Raw genomic sequence first — 17,131 nt, forward strand, 5'->3', positions numbered from 1 at the left:
TGAACTCATTCATTTTTTATGCCGAGATGCGCTTATCTTCGCTTTTGAGGCAAAGATAATGCAAATCGAATGTAGAACTTTCATTTTCCCAATTTATTCCCTACCTTTGTCCCCGCTTTTTTTAGAAAGGCAGAATTCGTTCTATTAGTTTTAGGTTAAACACTTAATAACGCTTATGCAAAAGTCTGACTGCATCATCGGCGTAGAGCACGTATCGAAATATTTCGGAGACAAAGCCGTACTGAATGATGTAAACCTCTCTGTCCGTAAGGGCGAATTTGTAACGATATTGGGTCCTTCCGGCTGCGGCAAGACTACTTTGTTGCGCCTGATAGCCGGTTTCCAGACCGCCTCGGAAGGTATCATCACCATCGCCGGAAAAGACATCACGCAAACACCGCCACACCAACGTCCGGTGAATACCGTCTTTCAGAAGTATGCTCTTTTCCCCCACCTCAACGTGTACAACAACATCGCTTTCGGACTGAAACTCAAAAAGATGCCCGAAGCCACCATTGGCAAGAAAGTGAAACAAGCCCTCCGCATGGTAGGTATGACGGACTACGAAGACCGTGACGTTGATTCGCTATCCGGCGGACAGCAACAACGTGTTGCCATCGCCCGTGCCATCGTCAACGAACCCGAAGTGCTGTTACTGGACGAGCCTCTTGCCGCCCTCGACCTCAAAATGCGTAAAGACATGCAGATGGAGTTGAAAGAGATGCACCAGAAGCTCGGAATCACCTTCGTCTACGTTACCCACGACCAAGAAGAAGCCCTTACTCTGAGCGACACCATCGTCGTGATGAGCGAAGGCCGCATCCAGCAGATAGGCACCCCGACAGACATTTACAACGAACCCATCAACTCTTTCGTTGCCGATTTCATCGGAGAAAGTAACATCCTGAACGGCCTTATGCTTCAGGACAAAGCAGTATCCTTTGCCGGACACGAATTTGAATGTGTCGACAAGGGCTTTGGAGAGAATATCCCCATCGATGTAGTCATCCGTCCCGAAGATATCTATATATTCGAGCCTTCCGCTGCTGCCCAACTGACGGGTACTGTCACCTCTTGCATCTTCAAAGGCGTGCATTACGAAATGATGGTACAGACCAATGAGGGCTACGAATTCATGGTGCAGGACTATCACAGTTTCGAAGCCGGACGAGAAGTCGGTCTGCTCGTGAAACCTTTCGACATTCACGTAATGAAGAAAGAACGCACCTGCAACAGCTTCGAAGGCAAGCTCATAGACGCCACGCACGTTGAATTCCTCGGCTGTACCTTTGAGTGTACTGAAGTGCAGGACATCGAACCGGGCAGTTCTGTCCGGGTAGAAATCGATTTCCGGAACGTCATCCTCGAAGATAACGAAGAAGACGGCCATCTGACGGGTGAAGTGAAATTCATCCTTTACAAAGGGAATCATTACCATCTCACCGTGTTTACCGATTGGGACGAGGATATCTTTGTAGACACCACTGACGTCTGGGACGACGGCGACCGTGTCGGCATCACCATCGCACCCGAAAATATACGAATTGTTGCACCGGCACAGACCACCGGTTCTATCCCTATTGTCGAATCTGCTAATAAGAAAGGAAGTGCTCAGTAATATATCCCGTTTCTTTATGCGTCGCCGGAACTGGACAGTTCCTTACGCATTGTTCCTCATTATCTTTGTTGTAATGCCCCTGTTGCTCATTGTGATCTATGCCTTCACCGATGCTGAAGGCGCATTCACGTTTGCCAACTTCCGCAAATTCATGATGCATCCCGAAGCCATCAACACATTCGTCTACTCCATCGGAATAGCCGTCATTACTACTCTGGCATGTCTTCTGCTCGGTTATCCGGCTGCTTATATTCTCAGCCAGAAACGCTTCAACACCTCCCAAACCATGGTCGTGCTGTTCATCCTGCCTATGTGGGTGAATATCCTGATACGTACACTTGCCACGGTGGCATTGTTTGATTTCCTCAACCTGCCGCTGGGCGAAGGAGCTTTGGTATTCGGTATGGTCTACAACTTCCTGCCGTTCATGATATACCCTATCTACAATACGTTGCAGAAGATGGATGGCAGTCTGATAGAAGCAGCCCAAGACTTGGGAGCTGCGCCTGTACAGGTATTCGGCAAAGTGATCCTCCCCCTTTCGATGCCCGGCATCATGAGTGGTGTAGTAATGGTTTTCATGCCCACGGTTTCTACCTTTGCCATTGCCGAGTTGCTGACGATGAACAACATCAAACTGTTCGGTACTACCGTACAAGAAAATATATATAACGGAATGTGGAACTACGGCGCTGCCTTGTCGCTCATCATGCTGTTGCTGATTGGCGTCACCGCCCTCTTTACCAACGAGGACGACAGTGCACAAAATGAAAGCGGAGGTGTGATATGATGACACGTATTCTGGCAAAAGGCTATCTTTGGTTTCTGCTTGCCCTACTCTATTCGCCTATCTTGATTATTATGATCTTCTCTTTCACTGAGGCCAAGGTACTGGGTAACTGGACAGGATTCTCCACCAAGTTATACAGTTCACTATTTACAGGCGGCATGCACCACTCGCTGATGAATGCCATCTGGAACACATTCGCGATTGCTACAATTGCCGCCACAGCATCCACTCTGCTGGGAAGTCTGGCAGCTATCGGCATCTTTAACTTGCGCTCCCGGGCACGTCAGGTGATGAATTTCACCAATGCTATTCCGATGATGAATGCGGATATCATTACGGGTGTATCCCTGTTCCTGCTGTTTGTCAGCTTTGGCATTTCGCAGGGATTTACTACGGTGGTATTGGCACACATCACTTTTTGTACCCCTTATGTGGTGCTTAGCGTGATGCCCCGCCTGAAGAAAATGAATCAGAATGTATACGAAGCAGCCCTCGACCTCGGAGCTACCCCTTTCCAGGCGCTTCGCAAAGTCATCTTCCCGGAAATTCTGCCGGGAATGATCAGCGGTTTCATCCTTGCTTTCACGCTTTCCATTGATGATTTCGCAGTAACGATCTTCACTATCGGAAATGAAGGATTGGAAACGTTGTCGACATACATCTATGCGGACGCACGTAAGGGTGGATTGACTCCTGAACTGCGCCCACTGTCAACAATCATTTTTGTAACGGTGTTAGTATTGCTGATTGTTATTAACAAGAGAGCGGAACGTTCTAAGAAAGAATAACATATAGTGTGGTAAGGTGGTAGAGTGATAAAGTGATAGTGGGATGTCACTCCGTTATATAGCGCACTTTATCACCCTATCACTTTATCACATTATCACCCTATCACTTTATCAGAAATAAACTCCATCAACAATGAAGAAATACATATCCCTCTTCCTCTGCATCCTTCTCCTCGCCTCTTGTAGCAACTCCGGTGAGAAGCGCAGCCGTGTACTGAAAGTCTACAACTGGGCAGATTACATTGACGAAGAAGTCCTCACCGAATTCCCTGCCTGGTACAAAGAGCAGACAGGCGAAGACATTCGTATTATTTACCAAGTATTCGATATCAACGAAATCATGCTCACTAAAATTGAGCGCGGACAGGAAGATTTCGACCTTGTATGCCCATCGGAATACATCATCGAACGAATGTTGAAAAAAGACCTTCTCCTCCCTATCAGTCGCAATTTTGGGAAGACTCCGGACTATATCCCCAACATCTCCCCGTATATTCAGAAAGAGTTGGAGAAGATCAGCCAGCCCGGTCGCCACACCAATGATTACGTCGTTCCCTACATGTGGGGTACCGCCGGAATACTCTATAACAAGAAGTTCAAGACCCTTGAAGAAGTCAGCTCTTGGGGATGCCTTTGGGATGCCGTCAACCGTGGTAAGATTCTGATGAAAGACAGTTACCGCGATGCCTACGGCACTGCCATCATTTATGCCCATGCCCGGCAACTTGCCGACAGCACCATCACCGTAGAGCAACTGATGAACGACAATTCCCCTGAAGCCATTGCCCTTGCAGAGCAATACCTGAAAGATCTGAAACCCAACATTGCCGGGTGGGAAGCCGACTTCGGCAAAGAAATGATGACCAAAAACAAAGCATGGCTCAACCTTACCTGGAGTGGCGACGCCGTCTGGGCCATTGAAGAAGCGGAAGCTGTAGGCGTAGACCTGGACTATGTAGTTCCCCGCGAAGGCAGCAACATCTGGTACGATGGCTGGGCTATCCCCAAGTATGCCCGTAACGTAAAAGCCGCCAGCTACTTCATCAATTATCTTTGCCAGCCGGATATTGCTCTGCGCAATATGGATGCCATCGGCTATGTCAGTGCCGTAGCAACGCCCGAGATTATGGAGGCAAAGATCGACACTACTCTTGAACAGTTCTCCGACCTCAGTTATTTCTTCGGTCCCGGTGCGGACAGCATTCAGATCAACCCGATACAATACCCCGACCGTAAAGTCGTAGAACGTTGCGCCATGATCCGTGATTTCGGTGACCGCACAGAGCTTGTTCTCGAAATGTGGAGCCGCGTCAAAGGCGATAATCTGAATACGGGTATCGTGCTTCTCATCTTTGCAGTCTTCGGAATACTGTTTGTGTGGATTGTCTGGAAACGGATCAGCATTTATAAGCAGAAGAAACGTCACCACAGACGCAGACGCCGTATACGCAGGTAATAGGAGAATCAGGAGATAACACCTTTATCTCCTGGTTCGCATTAATAACATAAATGAAACATCACTTTTCAGACATATTTTGTACCTTGCGGCAAAATTATAAATAAGGAACTATGAAACTGAAAAAACTTTTATTCGCTTCCGCTATGTCTCTTGCCGTATGCGGCATCCTGCAGGCCCAAAACACCCAAGTCATTGCCCACCGTGGTTTCTGGAAGACCGACGGTTCTGCCCAGAATAGTATTGCCGCCCTGGTGAAAGCTGACTCCATCCACTGCTACGGCTCCGAGTTCGATGTCTGGCTCACTGCCGACAACAAGCTTATCGTAGATCATGACGGTGTATTCAAAGGTGTCCGCATGGAAACATCCACCGAGAAAGAATGTACCTCTATCACCCTCGACAACGGTGAGAGCCTCCCTACCCTTCAGCAATATCTCGATAAAGCCAAAGGGTTGAAAACCCGCCTTATCCTGGAACTCAAAGCACACAAGACTCCCGAACGTGAAACGCTTGCCGTAGAGCAAATTGTGAAAATGATTAAGGAGATGGGACTGGAAGAGCGTACCGAATACATCACTTTCTCACGCCATGCGACCAAAGAATTCATTCGCCTGGCTCCTAAAGGTACTCCCGTATATTATCTGGAAGGCGACCTCAATCCGCAGGAACTGAAAGACATGGGTTGTGCCGGTCCTGATTATCATTTCTCTGTCTTCAAAAAACATCCCGAATGGATCAAAGAATGTCACGACCTTGGCATGAAGGTTAACGCCTGGACAGTAAATGATGCCAAAGATATGGAATGGCTCATCAGCCAGGGGGTGGATTTCATCACCACCAATGAACCAGTATTATTGCAGGAAATATTGGAATAGCTACGAGCTACATGCTACAATCTGTATCAATGCCACACTTTAACTCCCCCAATGCCACACCTCAACAATTCAAACGCCACACTTCGATGGCTCAAATGAATGGCATTACGGAAGCTAAAGTGTGGCATTTGATTTGTTATAGTGTGGCATTATGCAAAAGATCATTTAGTTAGCAAAAAGAAGAAAACAATTTCATTATGTCATATAGAAATCTTCATTTTTACCCCATAAACTCCATTTTTCCACTTAAAACACGTATTTACGCCACTACCTACATAGAATGAATATGCGGAAATAATTCCATAAATAACAATTTATACAAATATGCCCCCTCAAACTTTTAATTTAAAACTTGAATACCGTATATTTGCAGCGATTAAAAGAATGAATAAATATAATAGAAATAAGATATGTATTCTGCAAATAATTTAGCAAAACGTCGTACCTTTGCATCGTGATAAAACAAAAAGAAAGATTAATTCACCAACAGAGTACAAAATGACAAGAGTTATAAAATTCACTAAGATGCACGGAGCAGGCAACGATTACATTTATGTAAACACCCTGAAATATCCCATCGAAAGCCCTGAAAAACTTTCGGTTGAATGGAGCGTCCCGCATACAGGAATTGGAAGCGACGGCCTGGTACTCATCGGTCGTTCGGACAAGGCAGATTTCAGTATGCGCATCTTCAATGCAGATGGTTCCGAAGCCAAAATGTGTGGCAATGCCAGTCGTTGCATTGGTAAATACTTATATGAATACGGCCTGACTTCCCAAACAGCCGTTACTCTCGATACCCTGTCGGGCATCAAAATACTGAAGCTCCATGTAAAAGACGGAAAAGTAAACACCGTAACCGTGGATATGGGACGTCCCACCGATATGAAAGAACAACCCATTGAAGCCGACGGACAGAAATTCACCGGAACCACCGTATCAATGGGAAATCCTCATCTGGTAATCTTCGTAGAAGATATTAAAGATATCAACCTTGAAAGCATCGGCCCAAAACTGGAAAATCATCCGTTATTTCCCGACCGCATCAATGTAGAGTTTGCCCAGGTTCTGGAAGATGGAAAAATCAGGATGAGGGTGTGGGAAAGAGGTTCAGGCATCACCCAAGCTTGCGGAACCGGAGCCTGTGCCACCGCAGTAGCTGCCGCACTGACCGGAAAGTCCGAAAGAAAGACAGACATCATTATGGATGGAGGCTCACTTGCCATCGAATGGGATGAAAAAACAGATCACGTATGGATGACCGGAGAAGCAGTTCGGGTATTTGACGGAGAAATGATTATAAATGATGAATGATGAATCCCCCCCCAACGGCGCAGCCCATTCATAACTCATAATTTATAATTCATAATTAAATAACGTTCTTAAAACAACAAGAAAGTATGGCATTAGTAAACGAACATTTTTTGAAACTACCGGGAAGTTACTTATTTTCAGACATAGCTAAAAAGGTGAATACTTTCAGGATAACGCACCCTAAACAAGAGGTCATCCGCCTGGGTATCGGAGACGTTACCCGGCCACTGCCACCGGCTTGCATCGAGGCGATGCACAGGGCAGTGGATGAGATGACAAATGCCAGTACCTTCCACGGATACGGTCCCGAACAGGGATATGACTTTTTGATTGAAGCGATCATCAAACATGATTATGCTCCGAGAGGTATTCATTTTAGCCCTACGGAAGTATTCGTAAACGATGGAGCCAAAAGCGATACGGGTAACATAGGCGATATCCTCCGCCACGACAACAGCGTGGGAGTGACAGACCCCATCTACCCGGTATATATAGACAGTAACGTAATGTGTGGCCGTGCCGGAGTATTGGAAGAAGACGGCAAATGGAGCAATGTGACCTACATGCCCTGTACCTCCGAAAACAACTTTGTCCCCGAGATACCGGACAAGCGGATTGACATCGTTTACCTTTGCTACCCGAACAATCCGACGGGAACAACGCTAACCAAGTCGCAACTGAAAAAATGGGTGGACTACGCACTTGCCAACGACACACTGATTCTATTCGATGCCGCTTATGAGGCGTTTATACAGGAAGAAGACGTCCCCCACTCCATTTACGAAATAAAAGGTGCCAAGAAATGTGCCATAGAGTTCCGCAGCTTCTCAAAGACAGCCGGATTCACCGGAGTCCGTTGCGGATACACCGTAGTTCCGAAAGAGCTGACAGCCGCCACCCTGACCGGTGAACGCGTCCCACTGAACCGTCTCTGGAACCGCCGTCAATGTACCAAATTTAATGGTACCAGTTACATCACCCAACGGGCTGCCGAAGCCATCTACACCCCGGCAGGCAAGCAGCAGATAAAGGAAAACATCGACTACTATATGAACAACGCACGAACCATGAAAGAGGGTCTGGAAGCAGCCGGACTGAAAGTGTACGGCGGCGTGAACGCTCCTTACATCTGGCTGAAAGCACCGAATGGCATCGGTTCCTGGCGTTTCTTCGAACAGATGTTATACGAAGCCAATGTAGTAGGAACACCCGGTGTAGGTTTCGGCCCCAGCGGAGAAGGCTACATCCGCCTGACCGCTTTCGGGAATCACGAGGATTGTGTGGAAGCCATGAGGCGGATCAGAAAATGGCTGGCATGAAAATGAAAAAGATAACAACTAAAATAAAACTATAGTTTCACCGGACTGATCATCCGCAATTTGTCTAAACTTAAAAGGTAAAATAGGTATGAAAATGAAAAGCGTAAAATTCCGAATGATAGCCATCGCGCTATTATCAGCAACAATGCCTTTCACGGCAAAGGCACAGGATAAAGTGGAAGCCTCAGTCGGTGCAGATTTTGTAAGCAACTACATCTGGCGTGGAACAGACTGCGGTGGTGTAAGTATCCAACCCAGCATGGGAGTCAGCTACAAAGGTTTATCACTGGCTGCCTGGGGTTCGGTAGGCATCGACAAGGAAGATGCTAGGGAAATTGACCTCACACTGGGTTACAATACAGGCGGTTTCAACGTATCCGTTACAGATTACTGGTTCTCCTATCACAAAGAGGATGGCGGATATACGGGAGATTACTTCAAGTATGGCGCACATAGCACGATACACATCTTCGAAGCCACTCTGGGATATGATTTTGGTCCGCTGGCACTGAGTTGGAACACTTACTTTGCCGGAGATGATTATACGAAGGAGAACGGTGACAGAGCTTATTCCACGTATGTAGGCATCAGCGCACCTTTTAAACTCGGTGGCCTGGACTGGTCGGCAGAAGTCGGTCTTACCCCATGGGAAGGTGCGTATGCCAACAAGTTTAACGTAACCAACCTCACACTGAAAGCAGAAAAAGAAATCAAATTCACAAATTCTTTTTCGCTGCCCACCTTTGCACAAGTGACGTTCAATCCACACACGCAGGGTGCATACTTCGTATTCGGAGTCAGTTTTTGAGAGAGGATTAAGAATAGGGAACGAGGAGACAAGGATAAAAAACGGGCACACCGAAAGACACTTGTCAACTCGTAAACTAAAAAAGTTAAATCGTAAATTAATTAAGGTATGAAAAAGATTGAAGCAATTATCCGCAAGACAAAATTCGAGGATGTAAAGGACGCATTGCTCGAAGCGGACATCGAATGGTTCTCCTACTACGACGTCCGGGGGATAGGAAAATCCCGTCAGGCACGCATCTACCGCGGTGTAATGTACGACACCAGTTCCATTGAGCGTATCCTGATTTCTATCGTGGTACGCGACAAGAATGCCGAAAAGACCGTGCAGGCCATCATCAGGTCTGCACAAACCGGAGAAATCGGTGACGGACGTATCTTCGTTATCCCCATAGAAGACGCTATCCGCATCCGCACCGCCGAACGTGGCGACATCGCCCTCTACAATGCCGAACAGGAAAGATAGTCCAGGCAGCATCAAACCGCAACAGTTAAGAGCACCCTCCAGAGAGCTGTAAGAGCTACTTAACAAAACAAAGAATACAAGTACAACTAAAAGCAAAAAGATTTTATGGATAAATATAGTAAACGCAGCATTGCCAGACTGTGGATAGCTCTTGCTGTCCTTATGGCGCTCTGCACAACAACAGAAACTTTTGCACAAACTTCCGTAGCAACGGATAGTATATCGGCTACAACGACCGCTGTTATAGCTACATTAGAAGATACTACTGTAGAATCATCAACCCCTGACACCGTAGGAGAATTAGTAAACGGACTCAACACTGTATGGATGTTACTCGCCGCTATGCTGGTATTTTTCATGCAACCGGGCTTTGCGCTGGTAGAAGCCGGTTTCACCCGGGTCAAGAACACTGCCAACATCCTGATGAAGAACTTCGTGGATTTCATGTTCGGCAGCCTGCTCTATTGGTTCATCGGTTTCGGACTGATGTTCGGTGTAGGTGGTTTCGTAGGAATGCCTCACTTCTTCGATCTCTCGTTCTATGATGGAGGAGGATTGCCAACAGAAGGTTTCCTGGTATTCCAGACTGTATTCTGTGCCACAGCAGCCACTATCGTATCAGGAGCCATGGCCGAACGTACCAAATTCTCCATGTATTTGATTTACACCATCTTCATCAGCGTACTGATCTATCCGATTTCCGGTCACTGGACCTGGGGCGGCGGCTGGTTGATGAACGGCGAAGAAGATTCGTTCATGATGAATCTGTTCGGAACCACGTTCCACGACTTCGCAGGTTCCACCATTGTCCACTCCGTCGGTGGCTGGATTGCGCTGGTAGGCGCAGCCATCCTCGGCCCACGTATCGGTAAATACGGTAAAGATGGTAAATCCAGAGCTATTCCGGGACACAACCTCACCATAGCGGCGCTGGGTGTATTCATTTTATGGTTCGGCTGGTTCGGATTTAACCCCGGTTCACAGTTGGCAGCAGCCTCTACGGACGATGCAATGGCTATCTCACACGTCTTCCTCACCACGAATCTTGCAGCTTGTGCCGGAGGCTTCTTCGCACTGGCGGTCAGTTGGTTAAAATTCAGCAAACCATCTTTATCCCTGACTCTGAATGGCGTCCTGGCAGGTTTGGTAGGTATCACGGCGGGCTGTGATGTGGTTTCTCCGCTGGGTGCTGTCATCATCGGTACAATCTGTGGTATCCTGATGATATTCTCGGTAGAGTTCATCGATAAAGTGCTGAAGATTGACGATCCCGTTGGCGCAAGTTCCGTACACGGTGTCTGCGGTTTCACGGGTACTATTCTCACTGGTTTCTTGTCTACCAGCGAAGGACTCTTTTACGGTGCAGGCTGGGGATTCCTCGGAGCACAAGTATTCGGCGCCCTCGTAGTAGGTGCATGGGCAGCCGGCATGGGATTCCTCATCTTCAAAGGACTTGATAAGATACACGGTCTCCGCGTTTCCAAACGTGTTGAAGAAGAAGGGCTCGACATCTACGAGCATGGTGAATCAGCTTATAACGGATAAGAAAAAAGTTTTTTTACTCTAACAAATAGTTTTTATAAACCAACAATTACAAGGTATGTCTAAATTGAGATTCAGAGTAGTAGAAACGGCGTTTAAAAAGAAACCCGTTGCAGTGGCAGCCCCTGCGGAACGTCCGTCGGAATATTATGCCAAGTATGTGTTCAACAAGGAAAAGATGTTCAGGTATCTGCCGAGTAAGGTATATGCCAAACTGATTGACGTGATCGACAATGGTGCTCCGCTGGATCGCAGCATTGCTGATGAAGTGGCAGCCGGTATGAAGAAATGGGCACTCGAAATGGGTGTTACCCACTATACCCACTGGTTCCACCCGTTGACTGAAGGTACAGCCGAGAAGCATGACGCTTTCATCGAGCATGACGGCAAAGGCGGTGTAATGGAAGAATTCACAGGCAAACTGCTCGTTCAGCAGGAACCGGATGCATCCAGCTTCCCTAACGGTGGCATCCGCAATACGTTCGAGGCACGCGGTTACAGTGCATGGGATCCCTCTTCCCCGGCTTTCATCGTCGATGATACGCTCTGCATCCCGACCATTTTCATTGCATACACCGGTGAGTCACTGGACTACAAAGCTCCGTTGCTGAAAGCCCTGCGTGCCGTAGACAAAGCTGCCGTAGACGTATGCCGTTACTTCAATCCGGAAGTGAAGAAGGTAGTTGCCTACCTGGGTTGGGAACAGGAATATTTCCTGATCGACGAAGGTCTGTATGCCGCCCGTCCTGACCTGCTGATGACAGGCCGCACGCTGATGGGACACGACAGTGCCAAGAATCAACAGTTGGAAGACCACTATTTCGGTGCCATCCCTACCCGCGTGGCAGCTTTCATGAAGGAATTGGAAATTGAAGCATTGAAGCTCGGTATCCCCGTCAAAACCCGTCACAATGAAGTAGCCCCCAACCAGTTCGAGCTGGCCCCCATCTTCGAAGAATGTAACCTGGCTGTAGACCATAACATGCTCGTCATGGCGCTGATGCGTAAAGTAGCCCGCAACCACGGCTTCCGCGTACTGCTGCACGAAAAACCTTTCAAAGGCGTCAACGGTAGCGGTAAGCACAACAACTGGTCATTGGGTACAGATACAGGCATCGGACTGATGGGACCGGGTAAACTGCCAGAAGAGAACCTACGTTTCATCACTTTCGTAGTAAACACCCTGATGGCAGTCTACAAGCACAATGGATTGTTGAAGGCCGCTATTTCCAGCGCCACCAACGCACACCGTCTGGGTGCCAACGAAGCGCCTCCCGCAATCATTTCCAGCTTCCTGGGCAAACAGTTGTCACAGGTATTGGAACACATTGAAGAGAGTACAAAGGATGATCTCGTAAGCCTTAGCGGCAAGCAAGGCATGAAACTGGATATTCCGCAGATTCCGGAATTGTTGATTGACAATACCGACCGTAACCGCACCAGTCCGTTCGCCTTCACCGGAAACCGTTTTGAGTTCCGCGCCGTAGGTTCGGAAGCAAACTGTGCCTGCGCCATGATTGCCCTGAACGCCGCCGTAGCCGAGCAACTAGTAGAATTCAAAAAAGATGTAGACGAGCTCATCGAAAGGGGTGAACCGAAGATTTCGGCTATCCTTGAGGTTATCCGCAAATACATCAAGATTTGTAAGCCCATCCATTTTGATGGCAACGGCTACAGCGATGAATGGAAAGAAGAGGCCCAGAAACGCGGTCTGGATTGCGAAACCAGTGTGCCTCTCATCTTCGACAGCTATCTGAAGCCAGAAAGTATCCGCATGTTCGAAAATACCGGTGTACTGACTCAGAAAGAACTGGAAGCCCGCAACGAAGTGAAATGGGAAACTTACACTAAGAAAATCCAAATTGAAGCTCGTGTATTAGGTGATTTGGCCATGAACCACATCATCCCGGTAGCCACGCAGTATCAAACGGATCTCATTGATAACGTTTACAAGATGAAGGACTTGTTCCCCGGCGACAAAGCTGCAAAACTGTCTGCCAAGAACCTGGAACTCATCGAAGAGATTGCCGACCGCACCGCCTTCATCAAAGAGCATGTAGATGCCATGATCGAAGCCCGCAAAGTGGCCAACAAGATCGAAAGTGAACGCGAGAAAGCCATTGCCTACCACGACACCATCGTACCGGCAATGGAGGAGATCCGTTATCATATCGACAAGCTGGAACTGATTGTCGACAACCAGATGTGGACGCTGCCAAAATACAGGGAACTCTTGTTTATAAGATAAGTTTTGAGATTATGATTTATAAATCATTCTATTTCTTTTGTTGGTTGTTTTAAGTTTGCAGGGGGAGAGGTGCCGGGAGGTAGTTCTCTCTCTTTTTTTGAAAACTAAAATATCATCGTAATTTATTTTCCAGCATATCACTTTTTCGTACCTTTGTCAATATTTACAAAACCAGATGATAAATTAAAAACAATTCATTATGAAGCACATGCACATTCGCTATGCAGCACTCTTGCTGTTTGCTTTGCTGTCAGCATCAGTCTCTTCTTTCGCACAGACCGTTCTGGAGCAAAAAATCAGCGCGATTTCCGCCATTAAAGAAATCCGCCCATTGGAAACTTCTGAGTTTTCAGAGAAATACGTAACCTATTTTACCCAACCGCTGGATCACCGCCATCCGGAGAAAGGCAGCTTTCGCCAACGCGTTATCGTTTCTCATGTCGGCTTCGATCGCCCCACAGTGATCGTTACCGAAGGCTATGGCGCCGCTTACGCACTCCGTTCCCAATATCGTGAAGAGCTTTCAAAACTTCTCAATGCCAATATGATATTCGTGGAATACCGATACTTCCTTGAGTCTACCCCTGAACCCAAAGACTGGCAATATCTGACAGCCGAGAACTCTGCAGACGACTTACATGCCATCACCACCGCATTCAAAAACATCTATCCGGGCAAATGGATCGCCACCGGCATCAGCAAAGGAGGACAGACTACCCTTCTTTACCGCACTTTCTATCCGGATGATGTAGATATTTCCGTTCCTTACGTAGCTCCGCTTTGTTATGGAGTAGAAGATGGACGCCATGAGCCTTTCCTGCATAAAATTTCAACACCGGAAAACCGCAAGATAATTGAAGATTTCCAATTGGAAGCATTGAAACGGAAAGCAACTTTACTTCCCCGTTTTGAAAAGTATTGTACTGAAAAGAATTATTCATTCCGTGCACCGATTGAAGAAATTTACGATTACTCGGTATTGGAATATTCTTTCGCTTTGTGGCAGTGGGGTACTCCTATCAGCTCCATACCCGCTACTACAGCCTCTGATGATGAAATTTTCTCTCATCTGCTTGCCATCAGCGAACCGGGATATTTCACCGCCGACAGTCCCAATGCTTCTTTCTTCGTACAAGCTGCCCGTGAATTGGGATACTATGGTTATGACGTCCAACCGTTCAAACAATATCTCTCCATCCAGTCCAGTGAAGGCTATCTGCACCGTCTGATGCTTCCCGAAGAGTTGAAAGATATGCCTTTCGACAAAACTTTAAGTAAGAAAATAACCAAGTTTCTAAAGAAACAGGACCCGAAGATGATCTTCATTTACGGTCAGAACGACCCATGGACAGCCGCAGGCGTCACCTGGCTGAAGAACAAGAAGAATATTCATGTATTTATCCAACCGAATGGCAGCCATCTGGCACGTATCAATACATTGCCCGAAACCGAAAAGGCAAAAGTTATGGAGTTAATAAACGGATGGTTGAAGGAATAGAATGACGAGCTACAGGCTACAAGCTACAAGTGCCTTTCGGTGTACAATTTATAGTCTCACGCTGAAAAGCACTTGTAACTTATAGCTTGTCACTCATTGCTCTTCCAGGATCTCCGCATCCTCAATATTCTCTACAGCTTTCGAAGAAGCTCCCGGCGTACCCGGTGCCTTCGGCCGTTTGCGAGTAAATGTGAACCAATTGATCAATTCGGAAACTGCATACACTATGCTGGTGATACCAATAATGATAAACGCCGTGGAACGTACTCCCGTCGGATTGAACAACGCAATCAGTCCTGCAATCAGAATAAGGACCGGAATGATATAAAACCCCACACGAACCGGCATCCAGCGACGGGCTGCGGAAAGCGATGCAATCTGCTGCACACCACCCAACACAAGAATGAATCCTAATACAAATGTCAGCAAATCTGCAAAGAAACCGGGCATAATAATCAGCCACAGGCCAAACAGCAGGCTGCCGATCCCTTCAATAGGAAGACGCCGCCTTTCCTCCGCAGTCATTGCAAAATACCCGATAATACTTAAGAGCGATGGTATCAGAAACACAACGCCAATGGTTATAACCAAGTAATCACCTGCCTCATTGGGAAACATCACCAATATCAGCCCGATTACCAGCGCACATATCGTACGCAAAAATGAGTTACTTATTCCTTTCATGAGCTTATGATTTTTTGCGAAGATACATTTTTATCCGCACAACCCCACAAGAAAGTCACGAAAAATCAATTAACGGTCAGCCAAGCGTTCATATCTTCGGCCACCAACAGCCAATAAAGTAACAAGAGAATAGCAATCGATACACCAATGGCAACTAAATGTTTCCGTTTCATAGTTCATCCTTTCTTTTTTATTGTGAATAATAGTTGTTCTAAATACTCTTATAGAACAACTTTATAAGAAAAATGTTCTTTGAAAGAAAAAAAGCAAGAAATTCTTTGGTAATTAAAACAAAGTGCTTACATTTGCCCCCAGCTAAAACAAAAAGACAATGAAAACAATGCTCATAAATACATATTGGTGGTGGCGCCCGTTACAACTCCGACAGTCGTAAGGGAGCAGCGCTCGTATGTATATATGTGAACATAATATAGATTAAGAAAGAGCCCTGTCGCAACCTGCGACAGGGCTCTTTCTTTTATCCGGTTTTGAGATAAACAGTAGATCGTAAACAATTAAATAAAAAATAGGATTATGAGTTTTTTAGTAAATCAAGATGGTTATTACGGAGAATTCGGTGGAGCATATGTTCCCGAAATACTCCACAAGTGTGTGGAAGAGTTGCAGAACACCTATCTCAACGTACTGCAAAGCGAAGATTTCAAGCAAGAGTTCGACCAACTGCTGCGTGACTACGTAGGACGTCCTTCCCCACTCTACTATGCCCGCCGGCTTTCCGAAAAATATGGCTGCAAACTCTACCTCAAGCGTGAAGACCTGAACCACACAGGAGCTCACAAGATTAACAACACCATCGGGCAGATTCTTCTGGCACGCCGCATGGGCAAGCATCGCATCATCGCCGAAACCGGTGCCGGGCAACACGGCGTAGCTACTGCCACCGTATGTGCCCTGATGAACATGGAATGCATCGTCTACATGGGAAAAACGGATGTAGAACGCCAGCATGTCAATGTGGAAAAAATGAAGATGCTGGGTGCAACCGTCATCCCCGTCACTTCCGGAAATATGACGCTGAAAGATGCTACCAACGAGGCAATCCGCGACTGGTGTTGTCATCCTGCCGATACCTACTACATCATCGGTTCCACAGTCGGTCCTCATCCTTATCCCGACATGGTGGCTCGTCTGCAATCCGTCATCAGCGAGGAAATCAAAAAGCAACTCATTGAAAAAGAAGGCCGTGACTGTCCCGACTATCTTATCGCTTGTGTAGGTGGTGGTAGCAATGCCGCCGGAACCATTTACCATTATATCGACGATAGCCGCGTGCAGATCGTCCTCGCCGAAGCCGGTGGTAAAGGAATAGATACGGGTATGACTGCCGCTACCATCGCCCTCGGACAGATGGGAATCATTCACGGTGCACGCACTTACGTCATCCAGAACGAAGACGGCCAGATTGAAGAGCCCTACTCTATCTCTGCCGGACTGGATTATCCGGGTATCGGCCCCATGCATGCCAATCTGGCTGCACAAAAACGCGCCATCGTACTTGCTGTTAATGATGATGAAGCCATCCGTGCCGCCTACGAGCTGACGAAACTGGAAGGTATCATCCCCGCCTTGGAAAGCGCCCACGCCCTCGGTGCCCTCGAAAAGCTGAACTTCAAACCCGATGATGTCGTTGTGCTGACCGTTTCGGGACGTGGAGACAAGGATATAGAAACTTATCTTAATGAAGAATTATGAATGAAGAATT

Annotated in this window: 14 protein-coding genes; 13 read left to right on the top strand and 1 reads right to left on the bottom strand. The window is 47.1% G+C overall.

Annotated elements, in window-relative coordinates; translation table 11 throughout:
• Window positions 1–175 precede the first annotated feature (175 nt).
• The 12 genes from potA to DW182_RS17505 all read left to right on the top strand — a co-directional run bounded on the left by potA (window position 176) and on the right by DW182_RS17505 (window position 14,724).
• The gene (gene potA / locus DW182_RS17450; protein ID WP_118296336.1) at window positions 176–1,618 is read left to right on the top strand and encodes a polyamine ABC transporter ATP-binding protein; all 1,443 of its coding nucleotides are present in this window, start codon (window positions 176–178) and stop codon (window positions 1,616–1,618) included.
• A gap of 16 nt (window positions 1,619–1,634) precedes the next feature.
• Window positions 1,635–2,408 (top strand): ABC transporter permease, encoded by a 774-nt coding sequence (locus tag DW182_RS17455; protein ID WP_115503415.1) that lies wholly within the window; start codon window positions 1,635–1,637, stop codon window positions 2,406–2,408.
• Window positions 2,405–3,196: an ABC transporter permease gene (locus DW182_RS17460; RefSeq protein WP_007218635.1), complete on the top strand. Its 792-nt coding sequence runs from the start codon at window positions 2,405–2,407 to the stop codon at window positions 3,194–3,196. The genes DW182_RS17455 and DW182_RS17460 overlap by 4 nt, the downstream gene beginning before the upstream one ends.
• Window positions 3,197–3,329: 133 nt before the next feature.
• Window positions 3,330–4,652, top strand: a complete 1,323-nt coding sequence (locus DW182_RS17465; RefSeq protein WP_118216863.1) for an ABC transporter substrate-binding protein — start codon at window positions 3,330–3,332, stop codon at window positions 4,650–4,652.
• Between the two features lie 113 nt (window positions 4,653–4,765).
• On the top strand, window positions 4,766–5,530 hold the full coding sequence (locus DW182_RS17470) for a glycerophosphodiester phosphodiesterase family protein (protein ID WP_118296337.1): 765 nt from the start codon (window positions 4,766–4,768) through the stop codon (window positions 5,528–5,530).
• A 498-nt stretch (window positions 5,531–6,028) separates the two neighbouring features.
• On the top strand, window positions 6,029–6,844 hold the full coding sequence (dapF, locus tag DW182_RS17475; protein ID WP_118296338.1) for a diaminopimelate epimerase: 816 nt from the start codon (window positions 6,029–6,031) through the stop codon (window positions 6,842–6,844).
• An 86-nt stretch (window positions 6,845–6,930) separates the two neighbouring features.
• Window positions 6,931–8,163, top strand: a complete 1,233-nt coding sequence (locus tag DW182_RS17480) for an LL-diaminopimelate aminotransferase (RefSeq protein ID WP_118296339.1) — start codon at window positions 6,931–6,933, stop codon at window positions 8,161–8,163.
• Window positions 8,164–8,251: 88 nt separating this feature from the next.
• A complete protein-coding gene (locus DW182_RS17485; RefSeq protein WP_007662352.1) occupies window positions 8,252–8,971 on the top strand; it encodes a hypothetical protein in 720 nt (239 codons plus the stop codon).
• 108 nt (window positions 8,972–9,079) lie between these two features.
• Window positions 9,080–9,436, top strand: a complete 357-nt coding sequence (locus tag DW182_RS17490; RefSeq protein ID WP_007662351.1) for a P-II family nitrogen regulator — start codon at window positions 9,080–9,082, stop codon at window positions 9,434–9,436.
• Between the two features lie 105 nt (window positions 9,437–9,541).
• Window positions 9,542–10,981 carry an ammonium transporter gene (locus DW182_RS17495; protein WP_118296340.1) on the top strand — a complete coding sequence of 480 codons (1,440 nt, stop codon included), beginning with the start codon at window positions 9,542–9,544 and terminating at the stop codon, window positions 10,979–10,981.
• Between the two features lie 55 nt (window positions 10,982–11,036).
• On the top strand, window positions 11,037–13,226 hold the full coding sequence (locus DW182_RS17500) for a glutamine synthetase III (protein ID WP_007662343.1): 2,190 nt from the start codon (window positions 11,037–11,039) through the stop codon (window positions 13,224–13,226).
• Between the two features lie 199 nt (window positions 13,227–13,425).
• Entirely contained in the window at window positions 13,426–14,724 is a 1,299-nt protein-coding gene (locus tag DW182_RS17505; RefSeq protein ID WP_118296341.1) for a S28 family serine protease, read from the top strand.
• Between the two features lie 93 nt (window positions 14,725–14,817).
• Here DW182_RS17505 and DW182_RS17510 read toward each other — a convergent pair whose 3' ends face one another.
• Window positions 14,818–15,408, bottom strand: coding sequence for an HdeD family acid-resistance protein (locus tag DW182_RS17510; RefSeq protein WP_118296342.1), 591 nt, complete (start codon window positions 15,406–15,408; stop codon window positions 14,818–14,820).
• A gap of 534 nt (window positions 15,409–15,942) precedes the next feature.
• Here DW182_RS17510 and trpB point away from each other — a divergent pair.
• Window positions 15,943–17,121 carry a tryptophan synthase subunit beta gene (trpB, locus tag DW182_RS17520; RefSeq protein WP_199678611.1) on the top strand — a complete coding sequence of 393 codons (1,179 nt, stop codon included), beginning with the start codon at window positions 15,943–15,945 and terminating at the stop codon, window positions 17,119–17,121.
• Window positions 17,122–17,131: the final 10 nt, after the last annotated feature.

It is taken from the genome of Bacteroides sp. AM16-24 (genome assembly GCF_003471885.1).
Classification (GTDB): Bacteria; Bacteroidota; Bacteroidia; order Bacteroidales; family Bacteroidaceae; genus Bacteroides.

Coding starts and splice junctions, on each gene's coding strand:
- DW182_RS17490 (WP_007662351.1), top strand. CDS start 9,080: ATGAAAAAGATTGAAGCAATTATCCGCAAGACAAAATTCGAGGATGTA.
- potA (WP_118296336.1), top strand. CDS start 176: ATGCAAAAGTCTGACTGCATCATCGGCGTAGAGCACGTATCGAAATAT.
- dapF (WP_118296338.1), top strand. CDS start 6,029: ATGACAAGAGTTATAAAATTCACTAAGATGCACGGAGCAGGCAACGAT.
- DW182_RS17455 (WP_115503415.1), top strand. CDS start 1,635: ATGCGTCGCCGGAACTGGACAGTTCCTTACGCATTGTTCCTCATTATC.
- DW182_RS17495 (WP_118296340.1), top strand. CDS start 9,542: ATGGATAAATATAGTAAACGCAGCATTGCCAGACTGTGGATAGCTCTT.
- DW182_RS17485 (WP_007662352.1), top strand. CDS start 8,252: ATGAAAATGAAAAGCGTAAAATTCCGAATGATAGCCATCGCGCTATTA.
- DW182_RS17460 (WP_007218635.1), top strand. CDS start 2,405: ATGATGACACGTATTCTGGCAAAAGGCTATCTTTGGTTTCTGCTTGCC.
- DW182_RS17470 (WP_118296337.1), top strand. CDS start 4,766: ATGAAACTGAAAAAACTTTTATTCGCTTCCGCTATGTCTCTTGCCGTA.
- trpB (WP_199678611.1), top strand. CDS start 15,943: ATGAGTTTTTTAGTAAATCAAGATGGTTATTACGGAGAATTCGGTGGA.
- DW182_RS17500 (WP_007662343.1), top strand. CDS start 11,037: ATGTCTAAATTGAGATTCAGAGTAGTAGAAACGGCGTTTAAAAAGAAA.
- DW182_RS17480 (WP_118296339.1), top strand. CDS start 6,931: ATGGCATTAGTAAACGAACATTTTTTGAAACTACCGGGAAGTTACTTA.
- DW182_RS17505 (WP_118296341.1), top strand. CDS start 13,426: ATGAAGCACATGCACATTCGCTATGCAGCACTCTTGCTGTTTGCTTTG.
- DW182_RS17510 (WP_118296342.1), bottom strand. CDS start 15,408: ATGAAAGGAATAAGTAACTCATTTTTGCGTACGATATGTGCGCTGGTA.
- DW182_RS17465 (WP_118216863.1), top strand. CDS start 3,330: ATGAAGAAATACATATCCCTCTTCCTCTGCATCCTTCTCCTCGCCTCT.